The following is a 26,369-nucleotide window of genomic DNA, read 5'->3' as shown; positions in this document are numbered from 1 at the left end:
ACAGATTCGCAACGAACCATGAGTAAACCGCATAGAACAGGGCAGTGCGCCCTGCCCCGTGTTTTTACCCCAGCGCATACCCTGCGCCGCGGACCGTACGCACAGGATCTTCACCGCCATGCTGCGTCAGCGCCTTGCGCAAGCGGCCGATGTGAACATCGACCGTTCTGGTATCGACGTAGATATCGCGCCCCCAGACCCGGTCCAGCAACTGTTCGCGGCTCCAGACACGACCCGGTTTTTCCATGAACGTGCTCAGCAGACGAAACTCGGTCGGGCCCAGTTTCAGCGGCTTGCTGTTTCGGCTGACCTTGTGTGTCTCGGAATCCAGAATGATATCCGCAAATTCAAGCTTGATACCGACCGTCGCCGGGCGAACACGGCGCAACTGTGTGCGCACGCGCGCCATAAGCTCGACAACCGAATACGGCTTGACCACATAGTCATCCGCCCCGGTTTCCAGACCACGCACCTTGTCGACCTCTTCCGACCGGGCGGAAAGCATGATGATGGGGATCGATCGTGTATCCGGGCGCGTTTTAAGGCGGCGGCACACTTCGATCCCGCTGAGGTTGGGCATCATCCAGTCCAAAACGATGATGTCCGGATTGTCTTCATCAACCAGTAGCAACGCCTCGTCACCATTGGCCGCCTTGGATACACGAAACCCTTCTGCTTCGAGGTTGTAAGCCAGCACTTCACGCTGGGCCAGTTCATCCTCAACAACCAGTACCGTAGGCTGATCAGCGGACATAATCGTTGCCTCCTAGGCGGTTTGCGAGGTGGTATCAGCTTTGGGACGTGCTTCCGATGGCCGTTCCCCAGTCACCAGATAGACCACCTGTTCTGCGATGGCTGTTACGTGATCACCCATCCGTTCGATGTTCTTGGCAATGAAATGCAGGTGCATGCACGATGAGATATTGCGTGCATCTTCGGCCATGAAGGTCAGGAACTCGCGGAACAGGCCATTGTACATCTGGTCTACTTCTTCATCCCGCTGGATCACGTCAGCGGCCAATTCGGCGTCACGTTGAATATAGGCGTCCAACGCGTCGCGCAGCATCCGCTCAACCTCGCGCGCCATACGGCGCAGGGCGGCGGCACTGCCGTTGATCTCACCGGCGTCGACCAGAACCGTGGTGCGTTTGGCGATGTTTTTGGAATAGTCGCCAATGCGTTCCAGGTTGGCCGAGACCTTCAGAACAGACAGAACCAGACGCAGGTCGCTCGCTGTGGGTGCCCGCAGCGCGATCACCCGCGCGGTTTCTTCGTTGATCAGATCCTCAAGCGCATCAATGGCTTTGTCGCCCTGACGCACCTGTTGGGCCAATTCGACATCCCGGGTTTCAAGCGAGCGCGCGGCGTTCATGATCGCGGCCTCGACCAGACCGCCCATCTTCATGATATGGGCCTGAACCGCTTCAAGGTCGCGGTCGAATGCGGATGCAATATGTTGTTCGGTCATGTTCAAATACCTGTCCTCAGCCGATACGGCCGGTGATGTAGCTTTCCGTGCGGGGGTCTTCGGGGTTGGTAAAGATCTGGCCGGTTTCGCCGAATTCCACGAGGTTGCCCAAATGGAAGAACGCCGTTTTCTGGCTCACCCGCGCAGCCTGTTGCATTGAGTGGGTCACGATCACCACCGAATAGCGCGACCGCAGTTCGTCAATCAGTTCCTCGACTTGCGCAGTGGCAATCGGGTCCAACGCCGAGCATGGCTCGTCCATCAGCAAAACCTCAGGTTCCGTTGCCACGGCACGGGCAATGCACAGGCGCTGTTGCTGACCACCGGACAGGCCTGTACCGGGGGCGTCCAAGCGGTCCTTGACCTCATCCCATATCGCAGCACGACGCAGAGATTTCTCAACGATATCATCCAGTTCCGATTTGTTCTTTGCAAGACCATGGATGCGCGGGCCATAGGCCACGTTGTCATAGATCGACTTGGGGAACGGGTTGGGTTTCTGAAACACCATTCCGACCTTGGCACGCAACTGCACCGGGTCGACACGCTTGTCATAGATATCTTCGCCGTCCAGCAGGATATCGCCCTCGACCCGGCAAATGTCGATGGTGTCGTTCATCCGGTTGAGGCAGCGCAGAAAAGTGGACTTGCCGCAGCCCGATGGGCCGATAAAGGCCGTTACGGTCTTGTCCTCGATCTGGACGTCCACGTCTTTGATGGCGTGCGTGTCGCCGTAGTAGACCTGAACGTTGTTGGCGGCGATCTTGATGGCTTTGGAGTCCACGGTTCTCTCCACTCGTGTCATATCATTCATAATAGCCCCATTTACCAGCGGCGTTCAAAGCGGCGGCGCAGAAGTACCGCAATGGTGTTCATTGTAACGAGGAAGATCAACAGGATGATGATGCCCCCCCATGCACGTTCATAAAAGGCCGGGTCGGCGCGCTTGGACCATTCATAGATCTGCGCCGGCATGGCCGAGTTTGGTGACAGGAAGCCCGCGACAATGCCATCGGGCGGATTTGAGGCGATAAAGCCTACCATCCCGATCAGCAACAACGGTGCGGTTTCCCCCAGTGCCTGCGCCAGACCAATGATGGTACCGGTCAGAATGCCGGGTGCAGCCAGCGGCAGGACATGGTGGAACACCGCCTGCATTTTCGAGGCCCCTACCCCAAGCGCCGCATCACGGATCGACGGCGGTACAGCTTTCAGCGACGCGCGGGTCGAGATGATGATCGTCGGCAGCGTCATCAGTGTCAGCACCAGACCACCCACCAACGGGGCTGACGTCGGCAGGTGCATGTAGTTGATGAACACAGCCAGACCCAGAATACCGAACACGATCGACGGAACAGCGGCCAGGTTCGAGATGTTGACCTCGATGATATCGGTCAACCGGTTCTGTGGCGCAAATTCCTCAAGATAAATCGAAGCCGCTACACCGATGGGCAAGGCCAGCGCCAGGACGACCAACATCATGAACAATGAACCCAGCATAGAGACACCGATCCCGGCCGCTTCGGGCCGCTGGTCTGACGCATCTGCACCCAAAATGAAATCCGGGTTGAAGGCTTTGTACAGCACACCTGCATCGCGCAGTTGATCCACGAAATCCAACTGTTCGACCGAGATACTCTTGTCGTTGGCAATCGAATCGCGGGTCACGCGACCTTTCATGTAGCCATCGACACGGCTGTTGACCAAAAAGCGGAAGCTGACCGTTTTGCCGATCTCATCGGGGTTGGCGATCACATAGTTCCGCAACTCGGCTTGCGCGGCCTTGGACAGGATCTTGCCCATCTCCTTGGGTTTCAGGTCTGTCTGGATGCTCAGCTTTTCGACTTCGCTTTCCAGCGCAGACGCGATCAGAGGGGCATAGCCAAAGGTCGAAACCTTCTTGATATCCTCGATGTTCCGGTTACCCTTCTTGTCCAGCTTGTCGGCCTTCAATTCGACATTCAGTTCAAGAAAGCTTTGCCGAAAGGCACCGGTGCCAGCGGTGACAATATTGGTCACCAGCACAATCAGCATCAGCAATCCGATCCCAATGGCGGCGATGCCATACATTTTGAACCGGCTTTCGGCTGCGTTGCGCCGCTTGGTGCGCGCGTCCTTTTCGAACAGCGAGCCGCCCTTGGGCTTCGTGGTCGGAGCAGCGTCAGGCATTTGGGAAATATCGGTCATTCGTACTGCTCCCGGTATTTGCGTACGATGTAGAGGGCAAAGATGTTCAGCCCCAGTGTGATGATGAACAGGGTCAGACCCAGCGCAAAGGCCACCAGCGTTTCGGGGCTGGCAAAATCGGTATCGCCTGTCAGCTGGCTGACAATCCGCGTGGTGATGGTTGTCATCGCTTCGAACGGGTTGCCCGAGAATTTGGCGATCGCTCCGGCGGCCATCACAACAATCATCGTTTCGCCAATGGCGCGGCTTGCGGCCAGAAGGATCGCGCCGACAATGCCCGGCAGCGCTGCCGGTAGAATCACATTGCGCACGGTTTCCGAATGCGTCGCTCCCAAACCCAGCGAGCCGTCACGCATGGATTGCGGCACCGCGTTGATGATGTCATCCGACAGAGATGAGACAAACGGGATCAGCATGATCCCCATAACCAGCCCAGCGGTCAGAACCGCGTTCGAACTGGCCATCCAGCCCACTCCCAACGCGCCACCGTCACCAAACATCGACACCAGCGCAGGACCCACAGTTAGCAAGGCAAACAGGCCGTAAACAATGGTCGGAATACCTGCGAGGATTTCCAGCAGCGGTTTCGCGATGGACCGCGTCACGCCCGAAGCATATTCAGACAGATAGATCGCGGCAAACAGGCCAATCGGAACCGCCACAAGCAGCGCGATCACGGAGATGTACAGCGTGCCCCACAACAGCGGTAGGATCGACAGCTCACTGCCTCCGCGGAAGTTCGGTGCCCACGTGCTGCCGAAGAAGAAGTCCTTCCACGAATGCAGCTGGAAGAAGTTCATCGTCTCAAACAGCATCGACAGAACAATGCCGATGGTTGTCAGGATCGCGATTGACGCGGCCAGCAATAGAAGGGCCAGAACCCCCTGCTCTACCACGTTGCGCGCCCGAAACTCCTTGTGCGTACGCACATAGGCAAAGGCGGCCCCAAGTAGTGCCATCGCCAGCACTACGACTTGCATGGCAACTGTCCCTGTGGACGTCATGCTGCGGAACTTTTGTGCTGCAACCAAAATCGGCTGTGTGATGTCCTGAGTAAGAACCTGGCCTGCGTCTTTCAGCGTTTTCGTCAGCGCTTCGATATCCGCATTGCCGTTCCGGGCTTGAGTTTCGGTCATCGCACCGCTGGCAACAGCGCCGTCCAAGCCGTAGGCGACACGGCGCACTTCGCTCATGATCAGGCCGCGATCCGACCCTTCGGGCACTGCATGATCGGGAATAAGCTCGGATACCGTGCTGTTCACGATCATCGGTTGGGCAAGGAGCCAGACGATCAGCACCCCAACTGCAGGAACCAGAGCCGTCAGCGCAACGTTGTAACCGTAGTAAGACGGTAAAGAATGCAAATCGCGGACGTTACCACCCGCACTTGCCAGAGCGCGGGACCGACCCGCAAAAAATCCGATCACTGCCAGCGCAAGCAGGATAAGCAACAGCCAGGATAACGCCATGAGAACTCCGTGGGGATGGCAGAGATGGAGTCAAAAAGAACCGGGGCGAGAAAAACCGCCCCGGTTCCGTTCGTAAGAGTGATTAGGAACCGCCGCCCAGGACGGTTTCGTTGGCAACAGCTTCCTGTACCTTGACCAGCTCAGGGTCGGATACCAGGCCGTATTCTGCCAGCGGACCGTCGGGACCTGCGATCTCGTCAGCGACAAAGAACTCAGCATATTCTTTCAGGCCGGGGATCACGCCGATATGCGCTTTCTTCACGTAGAAGAACAGCGGGCGCGAAACCGGGTATTCGCCGGTTGCGATCGACTCGGTCGAAGGAACAACGTCAGACATGGTTGCGACTTGCAGCTTGTCGGTGTTGTTCTCGTAGAACGCCAGACCAAAGACGCCGATGCCGTCTTTGTTGCTGTCGATACGGGCCAGAGTTTCGGTGTAGTCACCGTCGATGTCGACCGAAACGCCATCGGTACGCAGAGCGATACAGGCTTTCTCGGCGGCTTTCTTGTCGTCGCCATTGGCCGCTTTGTAGACGTCAAAGTCGCCCAGATGCTCACAACCAGCCAGGATCACTTTGTCTTCGAACACTTCACGAGTGCCGTGCTTGGTGCCCGGGATGAAGGCTGCGATCGGCTGTGCCGGGAATGCAGGGTTTACGTCGGCCCAGGTTTTGTTGGGGTTGTCGACCAGTTCACCGTCAACGACGATCTGAGCGGACAAAGCTTTGTACCAGTCTTCCGGCGTGAACTCGAAAGAGTTGCCGTTGATGTCGGATGCGAAAACGATGCCGTCATAACCGATCTGAACTTCGATGATGTCAGTAACGCCGTTTTCAGCACAGGCTTTGATTTCTTTTTCACGGATCTGGCGCGATGCGTTCGCAACGTCGATGGTGTTTTCGCCAACACCTTCACAGAAACGCTTCAGACCTGCCGAGGAACCACCCGATTCAACAACCGGTGTCGGGAAGTCAAAATTCTCACCGAAGGCTTCTGCTACGATCGAGGCGTATGGCAGCACGGTTGAAGAACCCGCAACCTGAACCTGATCACGAGCGGCGGCCGCGGTGGCCGATACAGCAGCAATGGTAAGCGCCGAAGCCGACAGTTTTACAAAGGACATTTCAGTCTCCCTGAAAAGATAAATTGTGATCACCCCATGATGATCTGCGCGAACTCCTAAAAGCCGTGCGTAAGCCTTTTGTGACAAGTACGTAACGGTTTTATGACACGTAACGATTTTCTTAAGTTTTCTTAACAGGACAGTACGGAACACAGCGCGCGTCTGAAATGAACCTGCGTCATTGGCCGAAAATCAGCGCGGCAAAATCACTGTAAATACAGAGCCTTTTCCCAGATCGCTTTCGACCCGTAGCCGCCCCCTGTGGCGGTTTACAATATGTTTTACAATCGCAAGGCCCAGCCCCGTACCGCCCAGCTCGCGGGATCTGTGACTGTCGGCGCGATAGAATCGCTCGGTCAGGCGCGGCAGATGCACGGCATCAATCCCTGGGCCTTTGTCTGCGATCTGTACCCGAACCGCAGGGCCGCGCATGGCGGTGTCGCGCTCAGATGACTGAATGCGCACATCAACACTACCGCCGCTACCGCCATATTTGATGGCATTCTCGATCAGGTTCGTGAACACCTGACGCAATTGGTCGCTGTCTCCGGTCACCGAGATTGGCCCTGATGACGCATCCAGTGTCAGGTCCACTTTTGCGGCCTCAGCAAGGGGACGCAGCGTTGTAAGCGTTGATTGCAACAGACCTGTCAGATCAAGCTGCTCCCTGGGGCGAACCCGCTCTTCGCTCTCGACCCGGTTCAGGGATAGCAGATCGCCGACCAGCCGGTTCATTCGATTGGCTTCGTCGGTCATGATCTGCAGAAACCGCTCACGGGCGGCTGCATCATCTCGCGCTGGACCACGCAATGTTTCTATGAAGCCCATCAGAGCAGTCAGAGGCGTGCGCAGTTCGTGGCTGACATTCGCCACAAAATCGCGCCTCATTTGTCCGGCCTGTTCCAGATGCGTGACGTCCTGGAAAACGACCATCACGGCACCACCCTCCACCGCGCCCACACCCTTCATGTAACGGCATTGCACTTCGAAAGTGGTGTCCTGGGCACCATCATTGGACAAATGGCGCGTTTTGGCTGGGCCTTTACTGCGCAGGCTCTGCTCCATCGCGTCGATGACTTGTGGCTGCCGAAGGATCGTTGCGAAATGGCGGCCTTCGATGTTCTGACCCAGCATAGTTCTGGCTTCGGTGTTTGCCGCTATGATGCGCTCGGTCTGATCAACCATAAGCGTGGGCATCGGAATGGCCGACACAATTTCAGCAAGCAGGTCGTTTGGCATTTCCGTCACTCTTGATGCGTTTGGAATCAACCTAAGACACAGGTTTCAAAGTTTTGCGAAACGCGCGCATATTCTGCTGATAGTGAAGCGCGCTGAAGGTGATTTTTTGCGCTGCCGCCGCATCCAGTTCCCGCACAACTTTGCCCGGTGACCCCATAACCAGAGAGTTATCGGGTATTTCCTTGCCTTCGGTAATCAGTGCGCCGGCACCGATAAGACAGTTTTTCCCGATCTTTGCGCCGTTCAAGACAATCGCGCCCATTCCGATCAGTGTGTTTTCCCCGATCGTGCAGCCATGCAGCATGACCTTGTGTCCGATGGTGCAGTTCTTACCAATGGTCAGCGGATACCCGGCGTCGATATGCATGACGCAGTTTTCCTGGACGTTGCTGCCCTCGCCCACGCGGATCTCTTCGTGGTCGGCGCGGATGGTGCAGCCGAACCAGACCGAGGCACCCTGCTCCAGAACGACTTTCCCAATCAGGTTGGCGTCCGGCGCAACCCAGGTGTCTTCGTGGATTTGCGGCGCGTGGTCACCCAAAGCGTAAATGGTCATGCCAAGCCCTCAAATTCGTTTTGCAACGTGCGGACATGGTTCTGCAGGCTGGGCTGCTGGATGCGGCGCATGCGTTCGGCGCTGACGATGGTTTTCAGCTTCTCTTCGGTGGCATCCAGATCGTCATTGATCAGAACATAGTCATAATAGCCCCAGTGGCTAATCTCATCCCAGCTTTTCAACATCCGCTTGGCGATCACGTCTTCACTGTCCTGACCGCGGCTTTCCAGCCTGCGGCGCAGCTCGGGGATAGACGGCGGCAGGATAAAGATCGACAAAGCGTGCTTGCCCAGATCCGAATTGCGGATTTGCACCTCGCCTTGCCAGTCCACGTCAAACAGAACGTCTTTGCCGCTGTTAATGGACTCGCGTACCGGACCCGCCGGTGAGCCGTAGAAATTACCGAACACGTGCGCGTGTTCCAGCATTTGTCCCTCGGACACCTGCTGCCGGAACGCATCTTCACTCAGGAAGTAATACTCGCGCCCGTCTTCCTCACCCGGGCGTGGTGCGCGGGTGGTGGCCGAGACCGAGAACTCAAGCTCGGAATCCCACTGCATCAGCCGTTTCGCCAGGGTCGATTTACCGGCCCCCGAAGGCGAGGACAGAATGATTAATAGGCCGCGTCGATCCGCCATTTGGGCGCTCCTGTGGTTATTCTACGTTCTGCACTTGCTCACGCATCTGATCTATTACGGCCTTCAACTCAAGGCCGACCGCTGTCAATTCCGCGCTTTGCGCCTTTGAGCACAGAGTATTTGCCTCACGGTTGAATTCCTGCATTAGGAAATCCAGCTTGCGCCCGACCGCCGCGTCCTGCGCCAGCAGATCCCGCGCCGCCACGACATGCGCCTTCAAGCGATCAATCTCTTCGGTGATGTCCGCCTTGACGGCGATCAACGCCAATTCCTGAGCGACGCGGTCCGGATCAGCCCCCTGCGCGTTGTCCATTACCCGCGCCAGATTATCCCGCAGCGCCTCGGCCATCTTGTCCTTGCGTTGCTCTGCCAGCTCAGCCGCTTGGACCGTCAATGAAGCCACCTGCCCAAGTTGATCTTCCAGAACTGTTGCCAGCGCCCGACCCTCGGACTGGCGCATTTCTATGAATTCGCCCAATAGGCCACTGAATTCTGCCGTCAGTTGGCCAACCAATGGGCCCGGGTCATCCCCATCACTGCCCGCATCCAACATACCCTTGAGCGAGATCAGATCAGCGGCCGTCGAGGGCCTAAGGGTCACGTCCCGCGCAATGGCCATTTCCTGCGTTCGCGCCACAGCCTCAAGAACGGCACTCATGGCAGTCTCGTTCAGGACCAGGTCCGCCTGCGTCTCATCTCGGCTGAGGCGCAAAGACAATGTCACATTGCCCCGGCTTAGTTTTTTCGACATCGCGGCGCGCAACGCAGCCTCAAGCCCGGTCAACCAGTCCGGCACGCGCAGACGCATGTCCAGCCCCTTGCCGTTCACGCTGCGTAACTCCCACGTCCAGCTATGCGGGCCAAACGCCCCTTTGCCCGAGGCGAAACCCGTCATGGATTCAATCATGCCTGCCCTTTCCATAGCTGCCTGTTTTCAGTTTGCTGGGCGCACCTAATGCGAACTGCGCGCACAGGGCAAGAGTTTGCTGACTCTGCCTTTGCCCGTCAGTCGTTAACCATTCGTTAAAGATTTGCTCCAAAATTGAATCAACCTGCGTCAGTCTTACAGCTGCGGACACTGGCCTCGGATAGAGGTCCCCGGTACTTCGCATTTTAGGAAAATGACGGTCGATAGGCGCCAGGGTGATAATGATGAAAACCTTTTTCGGGAACGGTTTCGGGTCAAGTTTTGGAAAGATCGTCTCTATGGATCGTTTTGACAGCGGGCGCAGCCTTTCGCCTATCCGCCAGGCCGAGGCGTATTGGACGGCGCTTCTGACAGGTGATGGGGTTCCCATGCGGTCGCAAATCGACCCGCGCGGGCTTGAGAACATTTTGGAATACACTTTCGTTCTGGAACGCATCGCCCCCGGACTTACCCGATTCCGTCTGGCCGGGAGGCATTTGAACCAGCTGGCCGGGATGGAAGTGCGTGGTATGCCGCTGACTTCCTTCTTTGAGCCCGGCGCGCGGGACCAGATCAAGACCGTGTCGGAACAGGTATTCGCACAACCAGCTATCGCCAATCTGACCCTGGAATCATCAGGTCGGTTGGGGCGTGTGCAGTTACAGGCCCGCATGCTTCTGTTACCGCTGAAAAGCGATTTAGGTGATGTCAGCCGCATTCTGGGCGTAATGGTCAGCGACGGCGCTATAGGTGCAACACCCCGACGATTCACAATCTCAGAAACCAATTTGCGCCCGGTGTCGGATGTGCAGGTTCCCAAACAACCGTCGCAAACGGTCCAGACCGGATTCGCAGAAGATCAGCAAAAATTTGACCGTCCCGGTTCACATCTGAGGCTGGTTGTGTCGCGCGATGACTAAGTCACAAACAAAAAAAGGCGGGCCCATCCAGCCCGCCTTTTCCGATTATTGTCTATAACCTTAACTGGCTGCGCGGTTCTTGCGGTCGCGGCGCAGGTTGGTCAGCTCTTCTGCGACCAGGAATGCCAGTTCCAAGGACTGCGATGCGTTCAGGCGTGGGTCGCACGCTGTGTGGTAACGATCTGACAGGTCCTCTTCGGTCACCGCGCGCACGCCGCCGGTGCATTCTGTGACGTCCAGACCGGTCATCTCAAAATGCACACCACCAGGAACCGTGCCTTCGGCCTGATGGACGCCAAAGAAGTCGCGTACCTCACGCAGGACCGAGTCGAACGGACGGGTTTTGTACCCGGTTGCCGACTTGATCGTGTTGCCATGCATCGGGTCGCAAACCCAGGTGACCTTGGCGCCCTCTTCCTTAACCGCCTTGACCAGGCGCGGCAGGTGCTCGCCTGCCTTGCCTGCGCCAAACCGTGCGATCAGGGTCAGGCGACCCTCTTCGTTTTCCGGGTTCAGCTTGGCCATAAGAACCTTGAGGTCCTCGGCTGTCGTGGTCGGGCCGCATTTTAGACCAATCGGGTTCAGTACCCCGCTGCAGAATTCCACATGCGCACCGTCTGGCTGACGCGTACGGTCGCCGATCCAGATCATGTGACCGGACCCTGCCAACCAGTTGCCGGAAGTAGAATCGAGACGGGTCAGAGCCTCTTCGTATTCCAGCAGCAAGCTTTCGTGGCTGGTGTAAAACTCCACGGTTGAGAACTCATGCGTAGTGTCCGCTGTGATCCCGGCGGCATCCATGAAGTCGATCGTGTCTTGGATACGGTCAGCAATTTCCGAGTATTTCTGTACATCCTGTTCATCCGTGAAGCCCAATGTCCACGAATGCACCATGCTCATATCGGCGAATCCGCCGGTCGAGAATGCACGCAACAGGTTCAAGGTAGCGGCAGCCTGCGTGTAGGCCTGCAGCATCTTGCTGGGATTCGGGATGCGGGCTTCGGGCGTGAAAGCCAGCTCGTTGATGATGTCACCGCGGTAGCTGGGCAACTCAACACCGTCCAGAACCTCGGTCGGCGCACTGCGCGGCTTGGCAAACTGGCCCGCCATACGGCCCACTTTGACCACGGGCACCTTGGCACCATAGGTCAGTACCATCGCCATCTGCAGCATCACCTTAAAGGTGTCACGAATTGCATCCGCGCTGAATTGTTCAAAGCTTTCAGCACAATCCCCGCCCTGTAACAGGAAAGCCTCGCCGCGACCGGCGGCACCCAGATGTTGTTTGAGACGCCGTGCTTCGCCAGCAAAGACCAGCGGGGGATACTGAGAAAGCTGAGCCTCGACTTTGGCCAGCGCGGCCGCATCGATATAGTCTGGCATCTGAACCCGGGGCTTGTTGCGCCAGTTCGTTTTTTGCCATTCGGTCATAGCTTTGATCTCCGCTGAAGTAGTCAGGTCGTCTCTATACAAAATGCATTGAAGACTGACCATATCCCTTTTGCGCCTCTTGACGTCGGAAACAAGCTTTGATCATGGTGGCTGGCAACAACGACGCCGGACGCGACGTAACAACGCGCCGAATCAAGGACACCAAGCCATGCAAGAGCAACGCCAAGTTGTCACAGTGGAAGGCGCTGAGGCCAATCCTCGGCATTTCGTGTTTGTCCTTTTGGACAAGTTTTCCCTGCTGTCTTTTGCCTCGGCGTTGGACAGCCTGCGGATTGCCAACCGTATGGCAGACAAAGAACTCTACACGTGGGCCCTGGCCGGTGAAGGTGGTGATACGGTCAGCTGTTCTGCCGGGACTACCTTTAACGTTGAAACCGACTTGGTCGAACTGCAACGCGATGACGTGGTCTTGATCTGCGGCGGCGTCGACGTGCAACTGGCGACAACAAAGAAAGTGCTGAACTGGGTCCGCCGCGAAGCGCGGCGCGGTTTGCGCATCGGCGGTCTGTGCACAGCAGCCTTTACGTTGGCCAAGGCCGGATTGCTGGACGGTAAACGCGCAACGATCCACTGGGAAAACTCGGACAGCTTTATCGAAGAGTTCGACGAAGTTGAACTGACCAAATCAGTGTTTCAGATCGACGGAAACCGGATGACGACTGCGGGCGGCACGTCCTCAATCGACCTGATGCTCAAGATCATTGCCGATGATTATGGTGAGGATCTGGCGAACGCCGTGGCGGACCAGATGATCTATTCCTCGATCCGTACCGATCAGGATACACAGCGCCTGTCGACCCCGACCCGGATTGGTGTACGACACCCCAAGCTAAGCCAGGTTATCCTGATGATGGAAAAGAATATCGAAGAGCCGATCTCGCCATCGATTCTGGCAAAAGACGTGGGCATGTCCACCCGACAACTGGAACGCCTTTTCCGCCGCTATCTCAGCCGCTCACCCAAACGCTACTACATGGAATTGCGCCTGCACAAAGCACGCAACCTGCTGATGCAGACGGACATGAGTGTGATCAACGTGGCTTTGGCTTGCGGCTTTGCCTCGCCCAGCCATTTCTCAAAATGCTACCGGGCCCATTACAACACCACGCCTTATCGTGAACGTGGTGCGCAAAGCGGGCGGTTGTCCGTCTGATCTACGCCTATCCGGGGGTCATGCGATAGATGGCTCCCTGTCCCACCGAAATAAACCAGATTGCCCCATCCGGGGCTTCGACGATATCGCGAACGCGCTCGGTTTCCGGCCCTTTGATCTGTTCGACCTCGCGCAGCGGTGTTCCTTCAAGGCGCGAGATGTAGTCAAACTTGAGCGACCCGACAAAGATATCGCCCCGCCACTCTGGCCAAAGCTTGCCGGAATAGACCAGCAAACCGGACGGTGCGATGGACGGATCCCAATAGTGTTCCGGCTGTTCCATCCCGGGTTTCGAGGTCCCCTCTCCGATTTTTTGGCCCGAATAGTGAACGCCGTAGGAGATCACCGGCCAGCCGAAATTCCGCCCCGGTTGGATCAGGTTCACTTCATCCCCGCCCTTCGCACCATGCTCTGAAATCCACAAGCGACCTTGCCTGTCCAACCCAGCGCCCTGCGGGTTGCGATGACCAAATGACCAAATCTCAGGGCGAATTCCAGCCTGTCCGACAAAAGGGTTGTCGGCAGGTACCGTGCCATCGCGATTGATGCGAATAACGGTGCCCATGTGGTTTGACCTGTCTTGCGCTGACGGACGGTCGCCGCGATCCCCAATCGTAACAAACAGCGTTCCGTCCTGCGCCTCGACCACGCGCGAACCGAAATGTCGGCCAGTCGAACCGCCCGGAACTGCTTCGAAAATGATCCGTACGTTGTTCAAGCGGCTCCCGTTTTCCGACAGGCGCGCCACGGCCACCGCGGTTCCCGCCCCGCCACTTTGGGGTTTGGAGAAGGTGAGAAACACCTCGCGGGTCTGCGGAAAATCCCGTGCCACGGTGATATCGAGCAGCCCGCCCTGCCCGTTCGCAGCCACCTTGGGCACCCCGGCAATGCGTTTGACCTCGCCTTCCGAGACAAACAAAAGATCGCCGTCCCGTTCGGTCACCAATGTTCCGCCTCCGGGCAATAAGCCGATCGCCCAAGGTGCATCCAGCCCGGTGACCATCGCCGTGACCTGAACCGTCCCGGCTGAGGTTTGAAGGGTATCGGCGCTGATGGGGCCGGCAAAAACCGACAGGACCAGAATCGCGGCAGCCCTAAGCATGAGAATCTCCAACTTTGGTAAAACGTGACAAACTCATCAAAACAAATAGGTTTATTCTTGGCAAAAACACATTTGCGTTAGGACTTTTCTTTTCCAGACAGCTTGCCTAGGGTCTTGCCCAGAACGAATACGTTCCAATAAGGGAGTAACCATATGAAAAAGCTGCTTACTGCAACCGCAGCATCCGCTCTGCTGGCTGGTCCGGCACTGGCCGAAGACGTCACTTTGGGCGTCCTCTTCGGCTTTACCGGCCCGATTGAATCGCTTGCACCTGCAATGGGTTCCGGCGCTGAAATGGCGATGGCCGAAGTCACCGAATCCGGCAAACTGCTGGACGGCTCAAAGGTCACCGCGTCGCGCGCTGACACCGGTTGTATCGACAACGGTCTGGCGACCTCGAACGGCGAACGTATGATCGCGGACGGCGTTGCTGGTATTGTCGGCGGCGACTGCTCGGGGGTGACCGGTGCGATCCTGCAAAACGTTGCGATCCCGAACGGCATGGTCATGATCTCGCCGTCGGCGACATCACCGGGTCTGTCGACCATGGAAGACAATGGTCTATTCTTCCGCACCGCCCCGTCGGATGCACGTGAAGGCGAAGTGATGGCTGACATCCTGAAGGATCGCGGCATCAACTCGATCGCCCTGACCTATACCAACAACGACTACGGCAAGGGTCTGGCAGACGCGATCCAATCCTCGTTCGAAGCAGCCGGCGGTGAAGTGACCATCGTTGCCGCGCACGAAGACGGCAAGGCTGACTACTCGGCTGAAGTTGGTGCGCTGGCGTCGGCTGGTGGCGACATTCTGGTTGTCGCAGGCTATCTGGACCAGGGCGGTCTGGGCATCATCCAGTCCTCGCTGGACAGCGGTGCCTTTGACACATTCGGTCTGCCGGGCGGCATGATCGGTGACTCGCTGCCTTCCAACGTCGGTCCCGACCTGAACGGCTCGTTCGGTCAGATCGCCGGTTCGGGCGGTGAAGGTGCTGAAAAGTACTTTGCCATGGCCGAAGCCGCAGGCTTTGACGGTTCGTCGCCCTATTCGCCTGAATCCTATGACGCTGCCGCGCTGTTCATGCTGGCCATGCAGGCGGCAGGTTCCACTAACCCGGCTGAATACGGTGCCAAGATCTTGGATGTCGCCAACGCCCCGGGTGAGAAGATCTATCCGGGTGAACTGGCCAAAGGTCTGGAGCTTCTCGCCGCTGGTCAGGACATCGACTATGTCGGCGCGTCGGGTGTTGAGCTGATCGGCCCCGGTGAAAGCGCGGGTTCTTATCGCGAGATCGAAGTAACCGACGGCGAAAACAAGACCGTCAACTTCCGTTGAACCGGTCTTAAACGTCATAAAATCAAGCAGCCCGGGCCTTGTGTCCGGGCTGTTTCAATGAAAAAAGGCCGAACCTCACCTTTTGAGGTCGAGGAAGCAGAAACACCGACAAGGGTGGCTAGGGGAATAGATGATCGTCGTCGAGGACGTGCACAAGCATTTCGGCGGGTTTCACGCGGTGGATGGGGCGTCGCTGGAAATCCAAAAAGGTTCGATCACAGGCCTGATCGGGCCAAACGGGGCGGGAAAGACCACCCTTTTCAACGTGATCGCGGGCGTTCTGCCACCGACCAGCGGCAGGGTGTACATGGACGGCGAAGAAATTACCGGCCTTCCCCCGCATGACCTGTTTCACAAGGGTTTGCTGCGCACCTTTCAGATCGCGCATGAATTCTCTTCGATGTCCTGCCGCGAGAATCTGATGATGGTGCCCGGCGCCCAATCGGGTGAATCGCTGTGGAACACCTGGTTCAGTCGCAAGCGCATCGCCGACGAAGAACGTGCCCTAATGGCTAAAGCGGATGAGGTTCTGGAGTTTCTGACCATTGAGCACCTGGCCGACCACAAGGCAGGTCAGGTCTCTGGCGGGCAAAAGAAGCTGCTGGAACTCGGCCGCACCATGATGGTCGACGCCAAGATCGTGTTTCTGGACGAGGTCGGCGCGGGCGTGAACCGCACCCTGCTGATGACCATCGCCGACACCATCCTGCGTTTGAACAAAGAACGCGGTTATACTTTTGTCGTTATCGAACACGACATGGATTTTATCGGCAAGATTTGCGACCCGGTCATCTGTATGGCCGAGGGGAAAGTCCTGGCCGAGGGTACACTGGACGAGATCAAAGCCAATGAGCACGTGATCGAGGCCTATCTGGGCACTGGCCTGAAGAACAAAGACAAACTAGAGGCCGGGGCATGAGCGATGTGATGAGAGTGAGTGCACACAGTTTGCGCAAATGGGGTCGCTGCCCCGAAACCCCCGGGATATTTGAAGGCCAGATGAAGAAGGATCCTGTGAATGTCTGAGCCGTTTCTGATCGGTGACACCATGACCGGTGGTTATGGCAAGGGGCCGGACATCTTGCATGAGTGCACCATCGCTGTGGACAAAGGTCAGATCGCGGTGATCGTTGGCCCCAATGGCGCAGGTAAGTCTACTGCGATGAAGGCCGTTTTTGGAATGCTGGATGTCCGGTCGGGATCTGTCCGGCTGGACGGTGAAGACATCACCAACCTCACTCCGCAGGACCGCGTTATCCGCGGGATGGGGTTTGTGCCGCAAACCTCAAACATCTTCACCTCGATGACGGTTGAAGAAAACCTTGAGATGGGCGCTTTCATCCGTCGCGACGACATCAGCCAAACCATGGAACAGGTCTACGACCTCTTCCCCATCCTGCGCGACAAGCGAAATCAAGCGGCCGGAGAGCTGTCGGGCGGTCAACGTCAGCAGGTCGCTGTAGGCCGAGCGCTTATGACTCAGCCCAAAGTTCTGATGTTGGACGAGCCGACCGCTGGTGTTTCGCCGATCGTGATGGATGAGCTGTTCGACCGGATCATCGAAGTTTCGCGGACCGGTCTGCCGATCCTGATGGTGGAGCAGAATGCTCGTCAGGCTCTGGAGATCGCGGACAAGGGGTATGTGCTTGTTCAGGGGCGGAATGCCTATACTGGAACGGGCAAGGAACTGTTGGCTGATCCGGAGGTGCGGAAGAGTTTCTTGGGGGGGTAACGACGGTGTTTATTGAACAAAGACTGTGTTACTTGCTTGCCTCGGTCATTGTTGGGTTCGCTTTACCGCAAGCGACTTACGCCGAAAGTGTTCCTCTGTCGCATTGTAGAATGAAGATGTGTGAAGTTCGGGCACACTGTATTTCCAACGATTGTGAGGCCGTCGAATGTCTTGGAGACGGATTTAACTTGGAAATCTCGTCCATCGGGAGCCTGGTGAATACCTTTGCCGTTTCTCCAGAAAAAGACAGCAAGTTCCCTATGGGAGAATTTAGTATCGATCCAGAGCTTTCCACAGAAAACACTGTTTTCGCAAGCAGTGTTGAGGATAGCGAAATCGCGCACATGCAAGTCAAATTGCACAAAGGCCAACCCACCGACATTACAATCACCACGCAAACCAGAGGTTGGATGGTCGACGTTTTGGTAACCCATGGCCATTGCGGAGAAGAATACTAGTGGCCTACCTCAACGCCCATGTGGCGCTCTTCAGCTTCGTCTTTGTTCCCGCAACCGCCTAGGCCGACTATCCAAGTTTCGACGTGTTGGATTAGCATCGCCAACTTTCATTGAAATTGCTGTGCCGGGAAAACAGGGTTTTCTATTCCCGACCCCGTTTTCACTGGCCAGATATCAAACCTCATTTACCCTATCGGATCACCACAGGACCCAAAGTCCTGCGCGGCATGCGGGCCCCTGATCGACATGTCGTAGTCAAGATTCTCGAAGTCGACGACAAAGGTAATCACATCTTTATCCTTAATGTGCAAAAACGTCAGCGAGTTCAGCCCGCCGATGATGACGGCTTCACCTTTGACGTCATCGGTTACAATGAACCCTTTGTCCGTGGCCCCTGACCGCGCCAGCGTCACCGCGTTGCCCGTGCTGTCCGAGACGCAGTTCACCACAAAATCCTCACCGTTCAGAGGATCGTTCTGAGCCGCCGCAACACCGGGCGCTACCAAACTTAAAAACAAAATCGCCGCGTTTTTCATGTCTTGCCTTTCTGTTCCCGGAGCCGCTGGGTCTGCGCCATGACGTGATCCGTATTCCGTAAGTTGGGCTTCGCATTTCCCGGCGAGCCGTTCTGGAAAGCTAGGGATATCCCACCGAGATCAAAGCGTTGTCCCAAGCGGATCACTTCATCTTGAGGTTGCGTGATACTGTTCGTAACGTCGGACGCCATAATTTGCTGGTTACTGACAGCATCCCCGAATCTGGTTGTTTCAATGTCGGTACGCAAGGATTTGCACAACGTTACAGCGACGGTCGGTAAATCTGTCCAAAATAAGGCGGATTTTACGCTGGAACGGTCAGGAAACCAATCTTCATCGAATTATATCCTGAGTTTTCAATGTATAATTTCTGTGGCCTCAGACTTCTGGAAATTTCAGCATTCAGAAATCTGTCCCCAGAAGGATTAATTCTCGCCATTTTTCCCACCTAGTGAGGCCCAGAAATCGCGCCCTTCGATGGCCGGTTTACCAACACATGGACCGATTTGTCGGCCAACACCTTTTAGGAGAGCTTATATGAAATATCTGGCCGCTCTTGCTGCCTTGTTGCTGCCCGCTGTCGCGCAGGCCACAACGCAGAATACACCGGGAGCTGAGTTTGTTTACGAGTGTCAGATTGAAGAGATTTGCAAGTCCGGCAAATGTTCCCCTGCCACAGCGCCCAAGAAAATCATGCTGAAACGTGTTGAGGGCGCATCCAAAGGAACCTTGAGCGTCGATGGCGATATTGCCGAGCTGCATGTTTTCAAAGGGCTTGGTTCTTATGAATTTCTGCAAATCACCAATGGCGGCAGCGTCGGTTACACTATCGACGAAAGCGGTACGCTCGCGATCCGGGCAACGGGAGCCAACAGCCGAAACGGGCGTGGAACCTGCACGGTCAGCTGACGACACCAGGTCCAATACGCCCCGTTGGGGTCCCAAACCACAACCGTTCTGGCGGGTCAGCCCCGCCTGAACACGCACAAAGAGAACGCCGCTGTCATCAGCAATCGGAGCAATGCCGATTTTGTCGCTTTCGGGTTGAAAATTTCCCAAATTAACGCCGGAAAAGACGTGGGAATGATTGTGCAAATGGCAAAACGCATGCCATAAAGCCGCACCCGAAAGAACGAGACGATCAAATGGACTTATTGAATGCGTTAGTCGCGCTGGCAAACTTTGTCATCGTGCCTGCGGTTGCTTACGGCAGCCAATTGGCGCTTGGCGCGCTAGGGGTCACGCTTATCTACGGCATCCTGCGGTTTTCGAATTTTGCCCATGGCGACACGATGGCCTTTGGTGCGATGATTGCCGTGCTGGTTACCTGGGGCCTGCAAGCCGCCGGCGTGAGTTTTGGCCCGCTACCCACCGCGCTGCTGGCCCTGCCCTTTGCGATCCTGGGCTGTATCGTACTTGTTTTGATAACCGATCGGTTGGTCTATCGGTTCTACCGGGAACAAAAGGCCAAGCCGGTGATCCTTGTGATCGTCTCGATGGGTGTCATGTTCATCATGAACGGGCTTGTTCGCTTTATCATCGGTCCGGATGACCAAAGGTTTTCGGACGGCGCGCGGTTCATCATATCCGCCCGTGATTTCAAGGCGATGACCGGACTGCGTGAGGGGCTTGCGATCAAGACCTCTCAGGGCATCACTCTGGTAGTTGCCGTTATCGCGGTGGCGCTGCTGTTCTGGTTCCTCAACAAGACCCGCACGGGAAAATCGATGCGGGCCTATTCCGATAACGAGGATCTGGCGCTGCTTTCAGGTATTAACCCCGAGCGTGTTGTGATGATCACCTGGATCATCGTGGCAGCATTGGCGACCACCGCTGGTGTTCTTTATGGTTTGGACAAGAGCTTTAAGCCTTTTGTCTATTTCCAACTTCTGCTGCCGATCTTCGCTTCGGCCATTGTCGGCGGCCTTGGCAACCCGCTGGGCGCCATCGCGGGCGGGTTCATCATCGCGTTCTCAGAGGTCACTGTTACCTATGCATGGAAAAAGGTACTGACTTACGTTGCGCCAGAAAGTCTGGCGCCTTCGGGATTGGTGCAATTCCTGTCCACTGATTACAAATTCGCCGTCAGCTTTGCCATCTTGCTGATCGTGCTTCTGTTCAAGCCTACCGGCCTGTTTAAGGGGAAAGCGGTATGACCGAGTCCGTCAAAAACACGCTGCTTTTCATTGTCGTTGGCGGTCTGATCCTGCTGACCGGTTTCACACAAAGCTGGAACGCCGCAATCCTGATCCTGAACATGGGGTTGATCTCGGCCATCATGGCGATTGGGGTAAACCTGCAATGGGGGTTTGCCGGCCTCTTTAACGTCGGCGTCATGGGTTTTGTCGCACTGGGTGGACTGGCTGTTGTTTTGATATCGACCCCGCCGACCCCCGGCGCATGGTCCTCGGGTGGTTATGGCATTCTTCTGGCGTTGCTTTTAGGCGCAGCAACCGTTGTGGCGGCTGTGCTGGTGGCGACCCGGATGCCCAAGGGGCGTGCCCAAACCTTGACGATTATTGCCATTCTCCTTGTTGGGTTCTTTGTCTACCGCGCAATATTTGATCCAAGCGTTGTGGGGGTCGAGGCAATCGAACCCGCAGTTGCCGGCAACCTTGGCGGTTTGAACCTGCCGGTCCTTGTGGCCTGGCCTGCGGGCGGTTTGCTGGCCGCTGGTGCGGCGTGGCTGATCGGAAAGACGGCGCTGGGCCTTCGCTCTGACTATCTGGCGATCGCGACACTGGGCATTGCCGAGATCATCATTGCCATCATGAAGAACGAGGATTGGCTGGCCCGAGGTGTAAAGAACGTCTACGGCATCCCGCGCCCTGCCCCTGTGGTTGGTTACGAGGTCGAATTGCAGAACGATCCCAGCTTTGTCGCCCGCGCTGACTGGCTCGGGTTGGATCCGGTCATCGCGTCGACCCTGTCGGTCAAACTGGGCTATTCGCTGCTGTTCATGATCGTTCTGCTTGTCCTGCTGTGGATGGCGCAAATGGCGTTGAAAAGCCCGTGGGGCCGCATGATGCGCGCCATCCGCGACAATGAGGTCGCGGCAGAGGCAATGGGCAAGGATGTTACCCGCCGCCACCTACAGATCTTCGTGCTCGGCTCGGCCATCTGTGGCATCGCCGGTGCGATGATGACAACTCTGGACGGGCAACTTACGCCGGGCACATACAATCCGCTACGGTTTACGTTCCTTGTCTGGGTGATGGTCATTGTGGGCGGTTCGGGCAACAATTTCGGTGCTGTATTAGGCGCATTCCTGATCTGGTTCCTTTGGGTTCAGGTCGAGCCGATGGGATTGTGGTTCATGAACCTGATCACTTCGAGCATGCCGGATGGCAGCGCGCTTAAGTCTCATTTGATCGACAGTGCCGCGCATATGCGTCTGTTCACCATGGGCCTTGTCCTGCTGATTGTTCTCAGGTTCAGTCCAAGGGGATTGATTCCGGAAAAGTAAGATCACATTCCATCAATTCTTGAGACCGCGCCAACTGACTGGTGCGGTTTCTTGATTTTATACGGTATACGGATTAGACGAATCCCAGTACCGCCTTGATCCAGCCCTCTTTTTGGCCAGTATTTACGCTAAATTGATGCTTGGCCCGCGATCATTCGGGAAACCTACGAGTTTAAAAAGAGTGCACATGAATACTTCCTTCACTAAAATAGCCCTTACCGTCCCGCTGCTCGCCATGCTGGCTGGATGTATCCCGTCGCCGGAAGAGTTGGAAACGGCCCCGGTAAAAGTGCAGACGCCTAAGGGTGAAGTTACGTGCCAACTATATCGTCCAGACCGTGTGATCTGGGATCGAGCGACCAACTTCCCGGCCACCAAAATGTCGGTCTCCGAAGCGGACGCCTATTGCAAGCAAGAAGGCCAGCGCCGTCTGAAGTAAAATACGTGCGCCGGGTAGAAGGTTCCTGCCCGGCACTACCCTTATCTGGCCTTGAACAAACCGCCAAGAATGCCGCGTACAATGCGACGTCCGGTTGTTCCTTTCAGTTCCTTGATCACAGCCTCACTCATAGCGGTTGCGAATGTGTCTTTCTTACGCATCACGCGAGAGGATGACCGCCCAACCCGGCTGCCGGAATAGCGTCTTGCTGTCGCAAATTCACGCTCGGCCGTGGATTGCGTTTCCAACTGTTCCTCGGCCTCGGCCGCTGCTTGCGCTGCTGCATCTGCGCGGGACTGAAGGATTTCAAAGGCAGATTTCCGGTCCTTCAACTGCCCGTATTTCACTTTCATCGCTGACGCATCCATCAGCGCCTTCCGCTCGGCCTTGGTGATTGGCCCCAGTTGCGTTCCCGGCGGGCGGATCAGAGTGCGTTCTACGATCCCTGGCACGCCTTTTTTCTGCAACATCGAGGTCACGGCCTCACCGACACCAACCTCACGGATCGCCTCTTCGGTGTCGAAGGCTGGGTTTTCACGATAGGTTTCTGCTGCAAGTCGCAGGTTCTTGCGATCCCGCGCCGTGAATGCGCGCAAGGCATGCTGCACCCGGTTGCCCAGCTGGCCAAGAATGTCTTCTGGAACGTCCGCCGGATTCTGCGAGATGAAATAGACACCCACCCCCTTGGAGCGAATGAGGCGGGCGACCTGTTCGACCTTGTCCACCAGAACCTTGGGCGCATCATCGAACAGCAGATGCGCTTCGTCGAAGAAGAACACCAGTTTGGGTTTGTCCGGGTCGCCAACTTCCGGCAGTTCTTCGAACAGCTCGCTTAGCAACCACAGCAGGAATGTTGCGTACAGACGCGGTGACCCCATCAGCTTGTCGGCAGCAAGGATGTTCACGACGCCCTGCCCGTTCTCATCCACGCGCATCAGATCGGCCAGTTCCAATGCGGGTTCACCAAACAGTTTGGTGCCGCCTTGGTTTTCCAGCACCAGCAGGCGGCGTTGAATAGCCCCGATCGAAGCGGTTGAGACATTGCCATAGCGCAAAGACAACTGAGCCCTATTTTCCCCAATCCAGACCAGCAAGGACTGAAGGTCTTTGAGGTCTAATAGCGGTAAGCCCTCTTCGTCTGCCACCCGGAACGCGATGTTCAGAATGCCCTCTTGTGCTTCGCTCAGATCCATCAGGCGCGACAGCAGAAGAGGTCCCATCTCGGTTACTGTTGTACGAACGGGATGTCCCTGTTGCCCGAACAGATCCCAGAACGTGACCGGACACGCGCCATACGCGTAATCGGTAAAGCCTATCCGCTGGGCGCGATCCTGAAACGCTTTGTGAAGCTTGTGACCTTCGCTGCCCGCCTTGGCCAGACCGGACAGGTCCCCTTTGACGTCAGACAGGAAAACCGGAACACCGGCCTGGGAAAACCCCTCGGCCAGAATTTGCAGTGTCACCGTTTTACCTGTTCCCGTCGCCCCCGCGATCATGCCGTGGCGGTTGGCATATTTCAGCGTCAGCGACTGCGGTTGGCCGTAGTCGTTGCCACCGCCGCCCAAGAATATGTTTTGGTCCATGAATGTAAGGCCTTATTTCCACCGATCTACGGCCAGCATACAAAGTTAACCTTTAACTGCGAAAGTCTAATTGCTGCCTTGTGGCTAAGGTTACGGGGCGGCATATTTCCTCCCTGTCGACTGACCGCGCCTTCGGGCGCGGTTTTTTTCACAAATCATGGCCGTTACATTAAAATTTCAGGTTTTCAGTTGACCGATGCCCCCACCTTTCGTAACGTCTGCGCATAAATAAGTCGGCCAGTCCGACGGGGAGAAAATTATATAAAGGGAGCCGCTCCACCGGCTCCCTTTGTTCTTTTTGTCGTCGCGCTGGATTTCCGATAACCCGGCGAAAAACCGTTCACATGTTGATTTGACCCACCTTAGCCCCTGACAGGGTCTGGCAAGGGTGATAGACGAATAAAAAATCCAACATAAGACCGAGGCAATCATGATTAAGAACACCCTATCCATCAGCCTGGTGACCACTGCTTTGTGGTGCGGAGCCGCGTACGCACAGGAAACGACGCAGGAAACCGAACAACAGCCCCAGACCTCGCAAACAGAGGTCGGCAGTGATCTGGACCTGGGTGAAACCGGCCCGCGCGTCGGCGAACAATACGTTAAGGAAGAAAAGGGCGACTGGGCGATCCTGTGCATCAATACCGATAGCGATGAAGACCCCTGCGTGATGCGTCAGATCCTGACAGGCGAGCAAGGCCAGCCGATCGCGGAAATCACTCTGGAAAAACTGCCCGAAGGCGTGGCTGCGGTTGCCGGAGCAACTGTGGTTGTCCCGCTGGAAACGATGCTACAGGCGCAGCTAGCGCTTTCAATCGATGGTGCTCCGGGCAAGCGCTACGACTACCACCACTGTAACCCAGTTGGTTGCGTCGCGCAGATGGGCTTTACTGAGGGCGACGTGAACGCAATGAAGGTCGGATCCAAAGCGACCTTGTCGCTTGTGTCGGTTCTCGCACCAAACCAACTACTGCAACTGGAATTATCGCTGTCAGGATTCACCGCAGGTTTTGAAGGATTGAAAGTTCTACAGAACTGAGGTTTCACTAAACTAAAGACGCCGTCGGGATTTACCGGCGGCATCTTTGTTTGAAATCAGAAGTTAAATGCGTTTCAGGGCAATAACGGCATTCAGCCCGCCAAAAGCAAAGGCGTTGCTAAGTGCCACGTCTACTTTCGCCTCGCGGGCTTCGTTTGGCACAACATCCAGCGCGCATTCGGGGTCCGGCTCTTCATAGCCGATGGTCGGAGCGATCACGCCATCCCGCAGCGCCATGATACAGGCCAGCAGTTCGACCGCGCCGGTGCCACCGATAAGGTGGCCGTGCATCGACTTGGTCGAAGAAATCATCAGCTCGTCCGCATGAGGGCCAAAGACACCGGCCACGGCCGCGCATTCTGTCTTGTCATTGGCCGCGGTTCCGGTCCCATGTGCGTTGATATATCCGACGCTGTCCGCGCTTAACCCTGCATCCGCAAGCGCGCCCGACATGGCGCGTGCGGCGCCCTGCTTGCTGGGCATGACAATGTCCGACGCATCTGACGACATCGCAAAACCCACGACCTCACACAGGATATTAGCCCCACGGGCGCGGGCGTGCTCGAATTCTTCGAACACGAAGACACCTGCGCCTTCGCCCTGCACCATGCCATTGCGATTCGCGCTGAACGGGCGGCAGGCGTCTTTGGACATGACGCGCAGCCCTTCCCAGGCTTTGACACCACCAAAACACAACATCGACTCTGACCCACCGGTCAGCATCGCTGGAGCGGCACCGCTGCGTACCATCTGGAATGCCAGCGCCATTGCGTGGTTGGACGAGGCACAGGCCGTCGACACCGTAAAACTTGGCCCTTTGAGATTATGCTCCATCGAGACGTGGCTGGCCGCCGCATTGTTCATCAGCTTGGGAACGACAAACGGGTGCACCCGGTTTTTGCCATCCTCGTAAACGGAACGGTAGTTGTCATCCCAGGTCGAAACGCCGCCGCCAGCGGTTCCCAACACAACGCCGGAGCGGGCCGCGAGGTCGCCGTGGAATTCGATCCCGGATTGATCAATCGCTTCTTTGGCCGCTGTCAGAGTAAATTGTGTGAACCGGTCATAAAGGGTCATTTGCTGGCGGTTAAACCGCCCCTCGGCCTCGAACCCGCGGACCTGACCGCCAATCTGAATGGCAAGCCTTTCAACATCCCTAAATTCAAGCGCAGAGATACCGCAGCGCCCTTCGCGCATAGCCTCCAACGTATCAGGCACCGAATGGCCCAGTGAATTGATTGTACCGGCCCCGGTGATAACGACGCGTTTCATAGGATTATGTCAGACCTTTTCCGACACCAGCTTTTGGATGCCGGTGATGATGGCCGCGACGTTCGAGATGTCAAAGTCGCTGGCGCTCGGTTCGTTGGCATTGAACGGAATTGAGATATCGAACTCTTCCTCGATGGCGAATATGCTCTCGACCAGCCCAAGGCTGTCGATACCCAGATCTTCGAGCGTGCTTTCGGGTGTCACATCCGACGGCTCCAGCACGGCCTGCTCTGCAATGATTGCGATGACGCGGTCGCTGATGCTCATGTCGATCCTCTAATTATCATGTTGTGGT

27 protein-coding genes are annotated in these 26,369 nt (G+C 56.5%); 11 read left to right on the top strand and 16 right to left on the bottom strand.

All coding sequences use genetic code 11. The features are described 5' to 3' along the window. Positions 1 to 64: 64 nt before the first annotated feature. The 10 genes from phoB to AC2FFH_RS04395 form a co-directional block, all read right to left on the bottom strand. Positions 65 to 754 carry a phosphate regulon transcriptional regulator PhoB gene (gene phoB, locus AC2FFH_RS04440; RefSeq protein ID WP_058277939.1) on the bottom strand — a complete coding sequence of 230 codons (690 nt, stop codon included), beginning with the start codon at positions 752 to 754 and terminating at the stop codon, positions 65 to 67. Positions 755 to 766: 12 nt separating this feature from the next. Further along, positions 767 to 1,468: a phosphate signaling complex protein PhoU gene (gene phoU / locus AC2FFH_RS04435; RefSeq protein WP_496764868.1), complete on the bottom strand. Its 702-nt coding sequence runs from the start codon at positions 1,466 to 1,468 to the stop codon at positions 767 to 769. A gap of 16 nt (positions 1,469 to 1,484) precedes the next feature. Then, entirely contained in the window at positions 1,485 to 2,282 is a 798-nt protein-coding gene (gene pstB / locus AC2FFH_RS04430) for a phosphate ABC transporter ATP-binding protein PstB (RefSeq protein ID WP_058271912.1), read from the bottom strand. Positions 2,283 to 2,293: 11 nt separating this feature from the next. Continuing rightward, the gene (pstA, locus tag AC2FFH_RS04425) at positions 2,294 to 3,655 is read right to left on the bottom strand and encodes a phosphate ABC transporter permease PstA (RefSeq protein WP_496843833.1); all 1,362 of its coding nucleotides are present in this window, start codon (positions 3,653 to 3,655) and stop codon (positions 2,294 to 2,296) included. Continuing rightward, on the bottom strand, positions 3,652 to 5,124 hold the full coding sequence (gene pstC / locus AC2FFH_RS04420; RefSeq protein WP_496764863.1) for a phosphate ABC transporter permease subunit PstC: 1,473 nt from the start codon (positions 5,122 to 5,124) through the stop codon (positions 3,652 to 3,654). Before pstC ends, pstA begins: the two co-directional genes overlap by 4 nt. Positions 5,125 to 5,206: 82 nt before the next feature. Then, positions 5,207 to 6,247 (bottom strand): substrate-binding domain-containing protein, encoded by a 1,041-nt coding sequence (locus tag AC2FFH_RS04415; protein ID WP_496722892.1) that lies wholly within the window; start codon positions 6,245 to 6,247, stop codon positions 5,207 to 5,209. Between the two features lie 192 nt (positions 6,248 to 6,439). Further along, a complete protein-coding gene (locus AC2FFH_RS04410) occupies positions 6,440 to 7,486 on the bottom strand; it encodes an ATP-binding protein (RefSeq protein WP_496764860.1) in 1,047 nt (348 codons plus the stop codon). 31 nt (positions 7,487 to 7,517) lie between these two features. Then, positions 7,518 to 8,042: a gamma carbonic anhydrase family protein gene (locus tag AC2FFH_RS04405; RefSeq protein ID WP_496722896.1), complete on the bottom strand. Its 525-nt coding sequence runs from the start codon at positions 8,040 to 8,042 to the stop codon at positions 7,518 to 7,520. Continuing rightward, a complete protein-coding gene (gene gmk / locus AC2FFH_RS04400; RefSeq protein WP_058271617.1) occupies positions 8,039 to 8,680 on the bottom strand; it encodes a guanylate kinase in 642 nt (213 codons plus the stop codon). Before gmk ends, AC2FFH_RS04405 begins: the two co-directional genes overlap by 4 nt. A 16-nt stretch (positions 8,681 to 8,696) precedes the next feature. Further along, positions 8,697 to 9,587: a YicC/YloC family endoribonuclease gene (locus AC2FFH_RS04395; RefSeq protein WP_496843830.1), complete on the bottom strand. Its 891-nt coding sequence runs from the start codon at positions 9,585 to 9,587 to the stop codon at positions 8,697 to 8,699. 299 nt (positions 9,588 to 9,886) lie between these two features. Here AC2FFH_RS04395 and AC2FFH_RS04390 point away from each other — a divergent pair, with 299 nt between their 5' ends. After that, entirely contained in the window at positions 9,887 to 10,507 is a 621-nt protein-coding gene (locus AC2FFH_RS04390; RefSeq protein ID WP_496764856.1) for a PAS domain-containing protein, read from the top strand. 60 nt (positions 10,508 to 10,567) lie between these two features. Here the strand turns inward: AC2FFH_RS04390 and AC2FFH_RS04385 are convergent, their stop codons facing one another. After that, positions 10,568 to 11,938, bottom strand: coding sequence for a class II 3-deoxy-7-phosphoheptulonate synthase (locus AC2FFH_RS04385; RefSeq protein ID WP_496738585.1), 1,371 nt, complete (start codon positions 11,936 to 11,938; stop codon positions 10,568 to 10,570). 169 nt (positions 11,939 to 12,107) lie between these two features. Here AC2FFH_RS04385 and AC2FFH_RS04380 point away from each other — a divergent pair, with 169 nt between their 5' ends. Beyond that, positions 12,108 to 13,112, top strand: coding sequence for a GlxA family transcriptional regulator (locus tag AC2FFH_RS04380; RefSeq protein WP_496738584.1), 1,005 nt, complete (start codon positions 12,108 to 12,110; stop codon positions 13,110 to 13,112). A gap of 7 nt (positions 13,113 to 13,119) precedes the next feature. On the opposite strand, the gene AC2FFH_RS04375 is transcribed toward AC2FFH_RS04380, so the two are convergent. Continuing rightward, a complete protein-coding gene (locus AC2FFH_RS04375; RefSeq protein ID WP_496738583.1) occupies positions 13,120 to 14,214 on the bottom strand; it encodes a PQQ-dependent sugar dehydrogenase in 1,095 nt (364 codons plus the stop codon). A gap of 153 nt (positions 14,215 to 14,367) precedes the next feature. Here AC2FFH_RS04375 and AC2FFH_RS04370 point away from each other — a divergent pair, with 153 nt between their 5' ends. The 4 genes from AC2FFH_RS04370 to AC2FFH_RS04355 all read left to right on the top strand — a co-directional run bounded on the left by AC2FFH_RS04370 (position 14,368) and on the right by AC2FFH_RS04355 (position 17,739). After that, positions 14,368 to 15,549, top strand: coding sequence for an ABC transporter substrate-binding protein (locus AC2FFH_RS04370; RefSeq protein ID WP_108858629.1), 1,182 nt, complete (start codon positions 14,368 to 14,370; stop codon positions 15,547 to 15,549). 130 nt (positions 15,550 to 15,679) lie between these two features. Next, entirely contained in the window at positions 15,680 to 16,468 is a 789-nt protein-coding gene (locus AC2FFH_RS04365) for an ABC transporter ATP-binding protein (protein WP_496764853.1), read from the top strand. A gap of 99 nt (positions 16,469 to 16,567) precedes the next feature. Beyond that, the gene (locus tag AC2FFH_RS04360; RefSeq protein ID WP_496722912.1) at positions 16,568 to 17,281 is read left to right on the top strand and encodes an ABC transporter ATP-binding protein; all 714 of its coding nucleotides are present in this window, start codon (positions 16,568 to 16,570) and stop codon (positions 17,279 to 17,281) included. A gap of 215 nt (positions 17,282 to 17,496) precedes the next feature. Continuing rightward, a complete protein-coding gene (locus tag AC2FFH_RS04355; protein ID WP_496764850.1) occupies positions 17,497 to 17,739 on the top strand; it encodes a hypothetical protein in 243 nt (80 codons plus the stop codon). A gap of 185 nt (positions 17,740 to 17,924) precedes the next feature. On the opposite strand, the gene AC2FFH_RS04350 is transcribed toward AC2FFH_RS04355, so the two are convergent. Further along, positions 17,925 to 18,275: a hypothetical protein gene (locus tag AC2FFH_RS04350; protein WP_496776882.1), complete on the bottom strand. Its 351-nt coding sequence runs from the start codon at positions 18,273 to 18,275 to the stop codon at positions 17,925 to 17,927. A gap of 537 nt (positions 18,276 to 18,812) precedes the next feature. Between AC2FFH_RS04350 and AC2FFH_RS04345 the strand changes: the two genes are divergently transcribed. From AC2FFH_RS04345 to AC2FFH_RS04330, 4 genes are all read left to right on the top strand, one after another. Then, positions 18,813 to 19,184, top strand: coding sequence for a hypothetical protein (locus AC2FFH_RS04345; RefSeq protein WP_496843825.1), 372 nt, complete (start codon positions 18,813 to 18,815; stop codon positions 19,182 to 19,184). A 236-nt stretch (positions 19,185 to 19,420) separates the two neighbouring features. After that, positions 19,421 to 20,431: a branched-chain amino acid ABC transporter permease gene (locus tag AC2FFH_RS04340; RefSeq protein ID WP_496722920.1), complete on the top strand. Its 1,011-nt coding sequence runs from the start codon at positions 19,421 to 19,423 to the stop codon at positions 20,429 to 20,431. Then, positions 20,428 to 21,741 (top strand): branched-chain amino acid ABC transporter permease, encoded by a 1,314-nt coding sequence (locus AC2FFH_RS04335; protein ID WP_496843823.1) that lies wholly within the window; start codon positions 20,428 to 20,430, stop codon positions 21,739 to 21,741. Before AC2FFH_RS04340 ends, AC2FFH_RS04335 begins: the two co-directional genes overlap by 4 nt. Before the next feature lie 187 nt (positions 21,742 to 21,928). Then, on the top strand, positions 21,929 to 22,180 hold the full coding sequence (locus AC2FFH_RS04330) for a hypothetical protein (protein WP_496722924.1): 252 nt from the start codon (positions 21,929 to 21,931) through the stop codon (positions 22,178 to 22,180). Between the two features lie 41 nt (positions 22,181 to 22,221). On the opposite strand, the gene AC2FFH_RS04325 is transcribed toward AC2FFH_RS04330, so the two are convergent. Next, positions 22,222 to 23,763 carry a helicase HerA-like domain-containing protein gene (locus AC2FFH_RS04325; protein WP_496738577.1) on the bottom strand — a complete coding sequence of 514 codons (1,542 nt, stop codon included), beginning with the start codon at positions 23,761 to 23,763 and terminating at the stop codon, positions 22,222 to 22,224. A gap of 430 nt (positions 23,764 to 24,193) precedes the next feature. On the opposite strand from AC2FFH_RS04325, the gene AC2FFH_RS04320 reads away from it, so the two are divergent. Continuing rightward, positions 24,194 to 24,802: an invasion associated locus B family protein gene (locus AC2FFH_RS04320; RefSeq protein WP_496843820.1), complete on the top strand. Its 609-nt coding sequence runs from the start codon at positions 24,194 to 24,196 to the stop codon at positions 24,800 to 24,802. A 63-nt stretch (positions 24,803 to 24,865) separates the two neighbouring features. Here the strand turns inward: AC2FFH_RS04320 and AC2FFH_RS04315 are convergent, their stop codons facing one another. Together AC2FFH_RS04315 and AC2FFH_RS04310 are read right to left on the bottom strand one after the other, a co-directional pair. Continuing rightward, positions 24,866 to 26,074 carry a beta-ketoacyl-[acyl-carrier-protein] synthase family protein gene (locus tag AC2FFH_RS04315; RefSeq protein ID WP_496738575.1) on the bottom strand — a complete coding sequence of 403 codons (1,209 nt, stop codon included), beginning with the start codon at positions 26,072 to 26,074 and terminating at the stop codon, positions 24,866 to 24,868. A gap of 9 nt (positions 26,075 to 26,083) precedes the next feature. Next, positions 26,084 to 26,341, bottom strand: coding sequence for an acyl carrier protein (locus AC2FFH_RS04310; protein WP_058271604.1), 258 nt, complete (start codon positions 26,339 to 26,341; stop codon positions 26,084 to 26,086). Between the last annotated feature and the right edge of the window lie 28 nt (positions 26,342 to 26,369).

This window comes from Ruegeria sp. YTSC003 (assembly GCF_059609785.1).
This window is presented reverse-complemented; position numbering and strand designations above follow the sequence as displayed.

What these genes read in the sequence shown, in the direction of transcription:
- phoB (WP_058277939.1), bottom strand. Translation starts at nt 754, where the DNA reads ATGTCCGCTGATCAGCCTACGGTACTGGTTGTTGAGGATGAACTGGCC.
- phoU (WP_496764868.1), bottom strand. Translation starts at nt 1,468, where the DNA reads ATGACCGAACAACATATTGCATCCGCATTCGACCGCGACCTTGAAGCG.
- pstB (WP_058271912.1), bottom strand. Translation starts at nt 2,282, where the DNA reads ATGAATGATATGACACGAGTGGAGAGAACCGTGGACTCCAAAGCCATC.
- pstA (WP_496843833.1), bottom strand. Translation starts at nt 3,655, where the DNA reads ATGACCGATATTTCCCAAATGCCTGACGCTGCTCCGACCACGAAGCCC.
- pstC (WP_496764863.1), bottom strand. Translation starts at nt 5,124, where the DNA reads ATGGCGTTATCCTGGCTGTTGCTTATCCTGCTTGCGCTGGCAGTGATC.
- AC2FFH_RS04415 (WP_496722892.1), bottom strand. Translation starts at nt 6,247, where the DNA reads ATGTCCTTTGTAAAACTGTCGGCTTCGGCGCTTACCATTGCTGCTGTA.
- AC2FFH_RS04410 (WP_496764860.1), bottom strand. Translation starts at nt 7,486, where the DNA reads ATGCCAAACGACCTGCTTGCTGAAATTGTGTCGGCCATTCCGATGCCC.
- AC2FFH_RS04405 (WP_496722896.1), bottom strand. Translation starts at nt 8,042, where the DNA reads ATGACCATTTACGCTTTGGGTGACCACGCGCCGCAAATCCACGAAGAC.
- gmk (WP_058271617.1), bottom strand. Translation starts at nt 8,680, where the DNA reads ATGGCGGATCGACGCGGCCTATTAATCATTCTGTCCTCGCCTTCGGGG.
- AC2FFH_RS04395 (WP_496843830.1), bottom strand. Translation starts at nt 9,587, where the DNA reads ATGATTGAATCCATGACGGGTTTCGCCTCGGGCAAAGGGGCGTTTGGC.
- AC2FFH_RS04390 (WP_496764856.1), top strand. Translation starts at nt 9,887, where the DNA reads ATGGATCGTTTTGACAGCGGGCGCAGCCTTTCGCCTATCCGCCAGGCC.
- AC2FFH_RS04385 (WP_496738585.1), bottom strand. Translation starts at nt 11,938, where the DNA reads ATGACCGAATGGCAAAAAACGAACTGGCGCAACAAGCCCCGGGTTCAG.
- AC2FFH_RS04380 (WP_496738584.1), top strand. Translation starts at nt 12,108, where the DNA reads ATGCAAGAGCAACGCCAAGTTGTCACAGTGGAAGGCGCTGAGGCCAAT.
- AC2FFH_RS04375 (WP_496738583.1), bottom strand. Translation starts at nt 14,214, where the DNA reads ATGCTTAGGGCTGCCGCGATTCTGGTCCTGTCGGTTTTTGCCGGCCCC.
- AC2FFH_RS04370 (WP_108858629.1), top strand. Translation starts at nt 14,368, where the DNA reads ATGAAAAAGCTGCTTACTGCAACCGCAGCATCCGCTCTGCTGGCTGGT.
- AC2FFH_RS04365 (WP_496764853.1), top strand. Translation starts at nt 15,680, where the DNA reads ATGATCGTCGTCGAGGACGTGCACAAGCATTTCGGCGGGTTTCACGCG.
- AC2FFH_RS04360 (WP_496722912.1), top strand. Translation starts at nt 16,568, where the DNA reads ATGTCTGAGCCGTTTCTGATCGGTGACACCATGACCGGTGGTTATGGC.
- AC2FFH_RS04350 (WP_496776882.1), bottom strand. Translation starts at nt 18,275, where the DNA reads ATGAAAAACGCGGCGATTTTGTTTTTAAGTTTGGTAGCGCCCGGTGTT.
- AC2FFH_RS04345 (WP_496843825.1), top strand. Translation starts at nt 18,813, where the DNA reads ATGAAATATCTGGCCGCTCTTGCTGCCTTGTTGCTGCCCGCTGTCGCG.
- AC2FFH_RS04340 (WP_496722920.1), top strand. Translation starts at nt 19,421, where the DNA reads ATGGACTTATTGAATGCGTTAGTCGCGCTGGCAAACTTTGTCATCGTG.
- AC2FFH_RS04335 (WP_496843823.1), top strand. Translation starts at nt 20,428, where the DNA reads ATGACCGAGTCCGTCAAAAACACGCTGCTTTTCATTGTCGTTGGCGGT.
- AC2FFH_RS04330 (WP_496722924.1), top strand. Translation starts at nt 21,929, where the DNA reads ATGAATACTTCCTTCACTAAAATAGCCCTTACCGTCCCGCTGCTCGCC.
- AC2FFH_RS04325 (WP_496738577.1), bottom strand. Translation starts at nt 23,763, where the DNA reads ATGGACCAAAACATATTCTTGGGCGGCGGTGGCAACGACTACGGCCAA.
- AC2FFH_RS04320 (WP_496843820.1), top strand. Translation starts at nt 24,194, where the DNA reads ATGATTAAGAACACCCTATCCATCAGCCTGGTGACCACTGCTTTGTGG.
- AC2FFH_RS04315 (WP_496738575.1), bottom strand. Translation starts at nt 26,074, where the DNA reads ATGAAACGCGTCGTTATCACCGGGGCCGGTACAATCAATTCACTGGGC.
- AC2FFH_RS04310 (WP_058271604.1), bottom strand. Translation starts at nt 26,341, where the DNA reads ATGAGCATCAGCGACCGCGTCATCGCAATCATTGCAGAGCAGGCCGTG.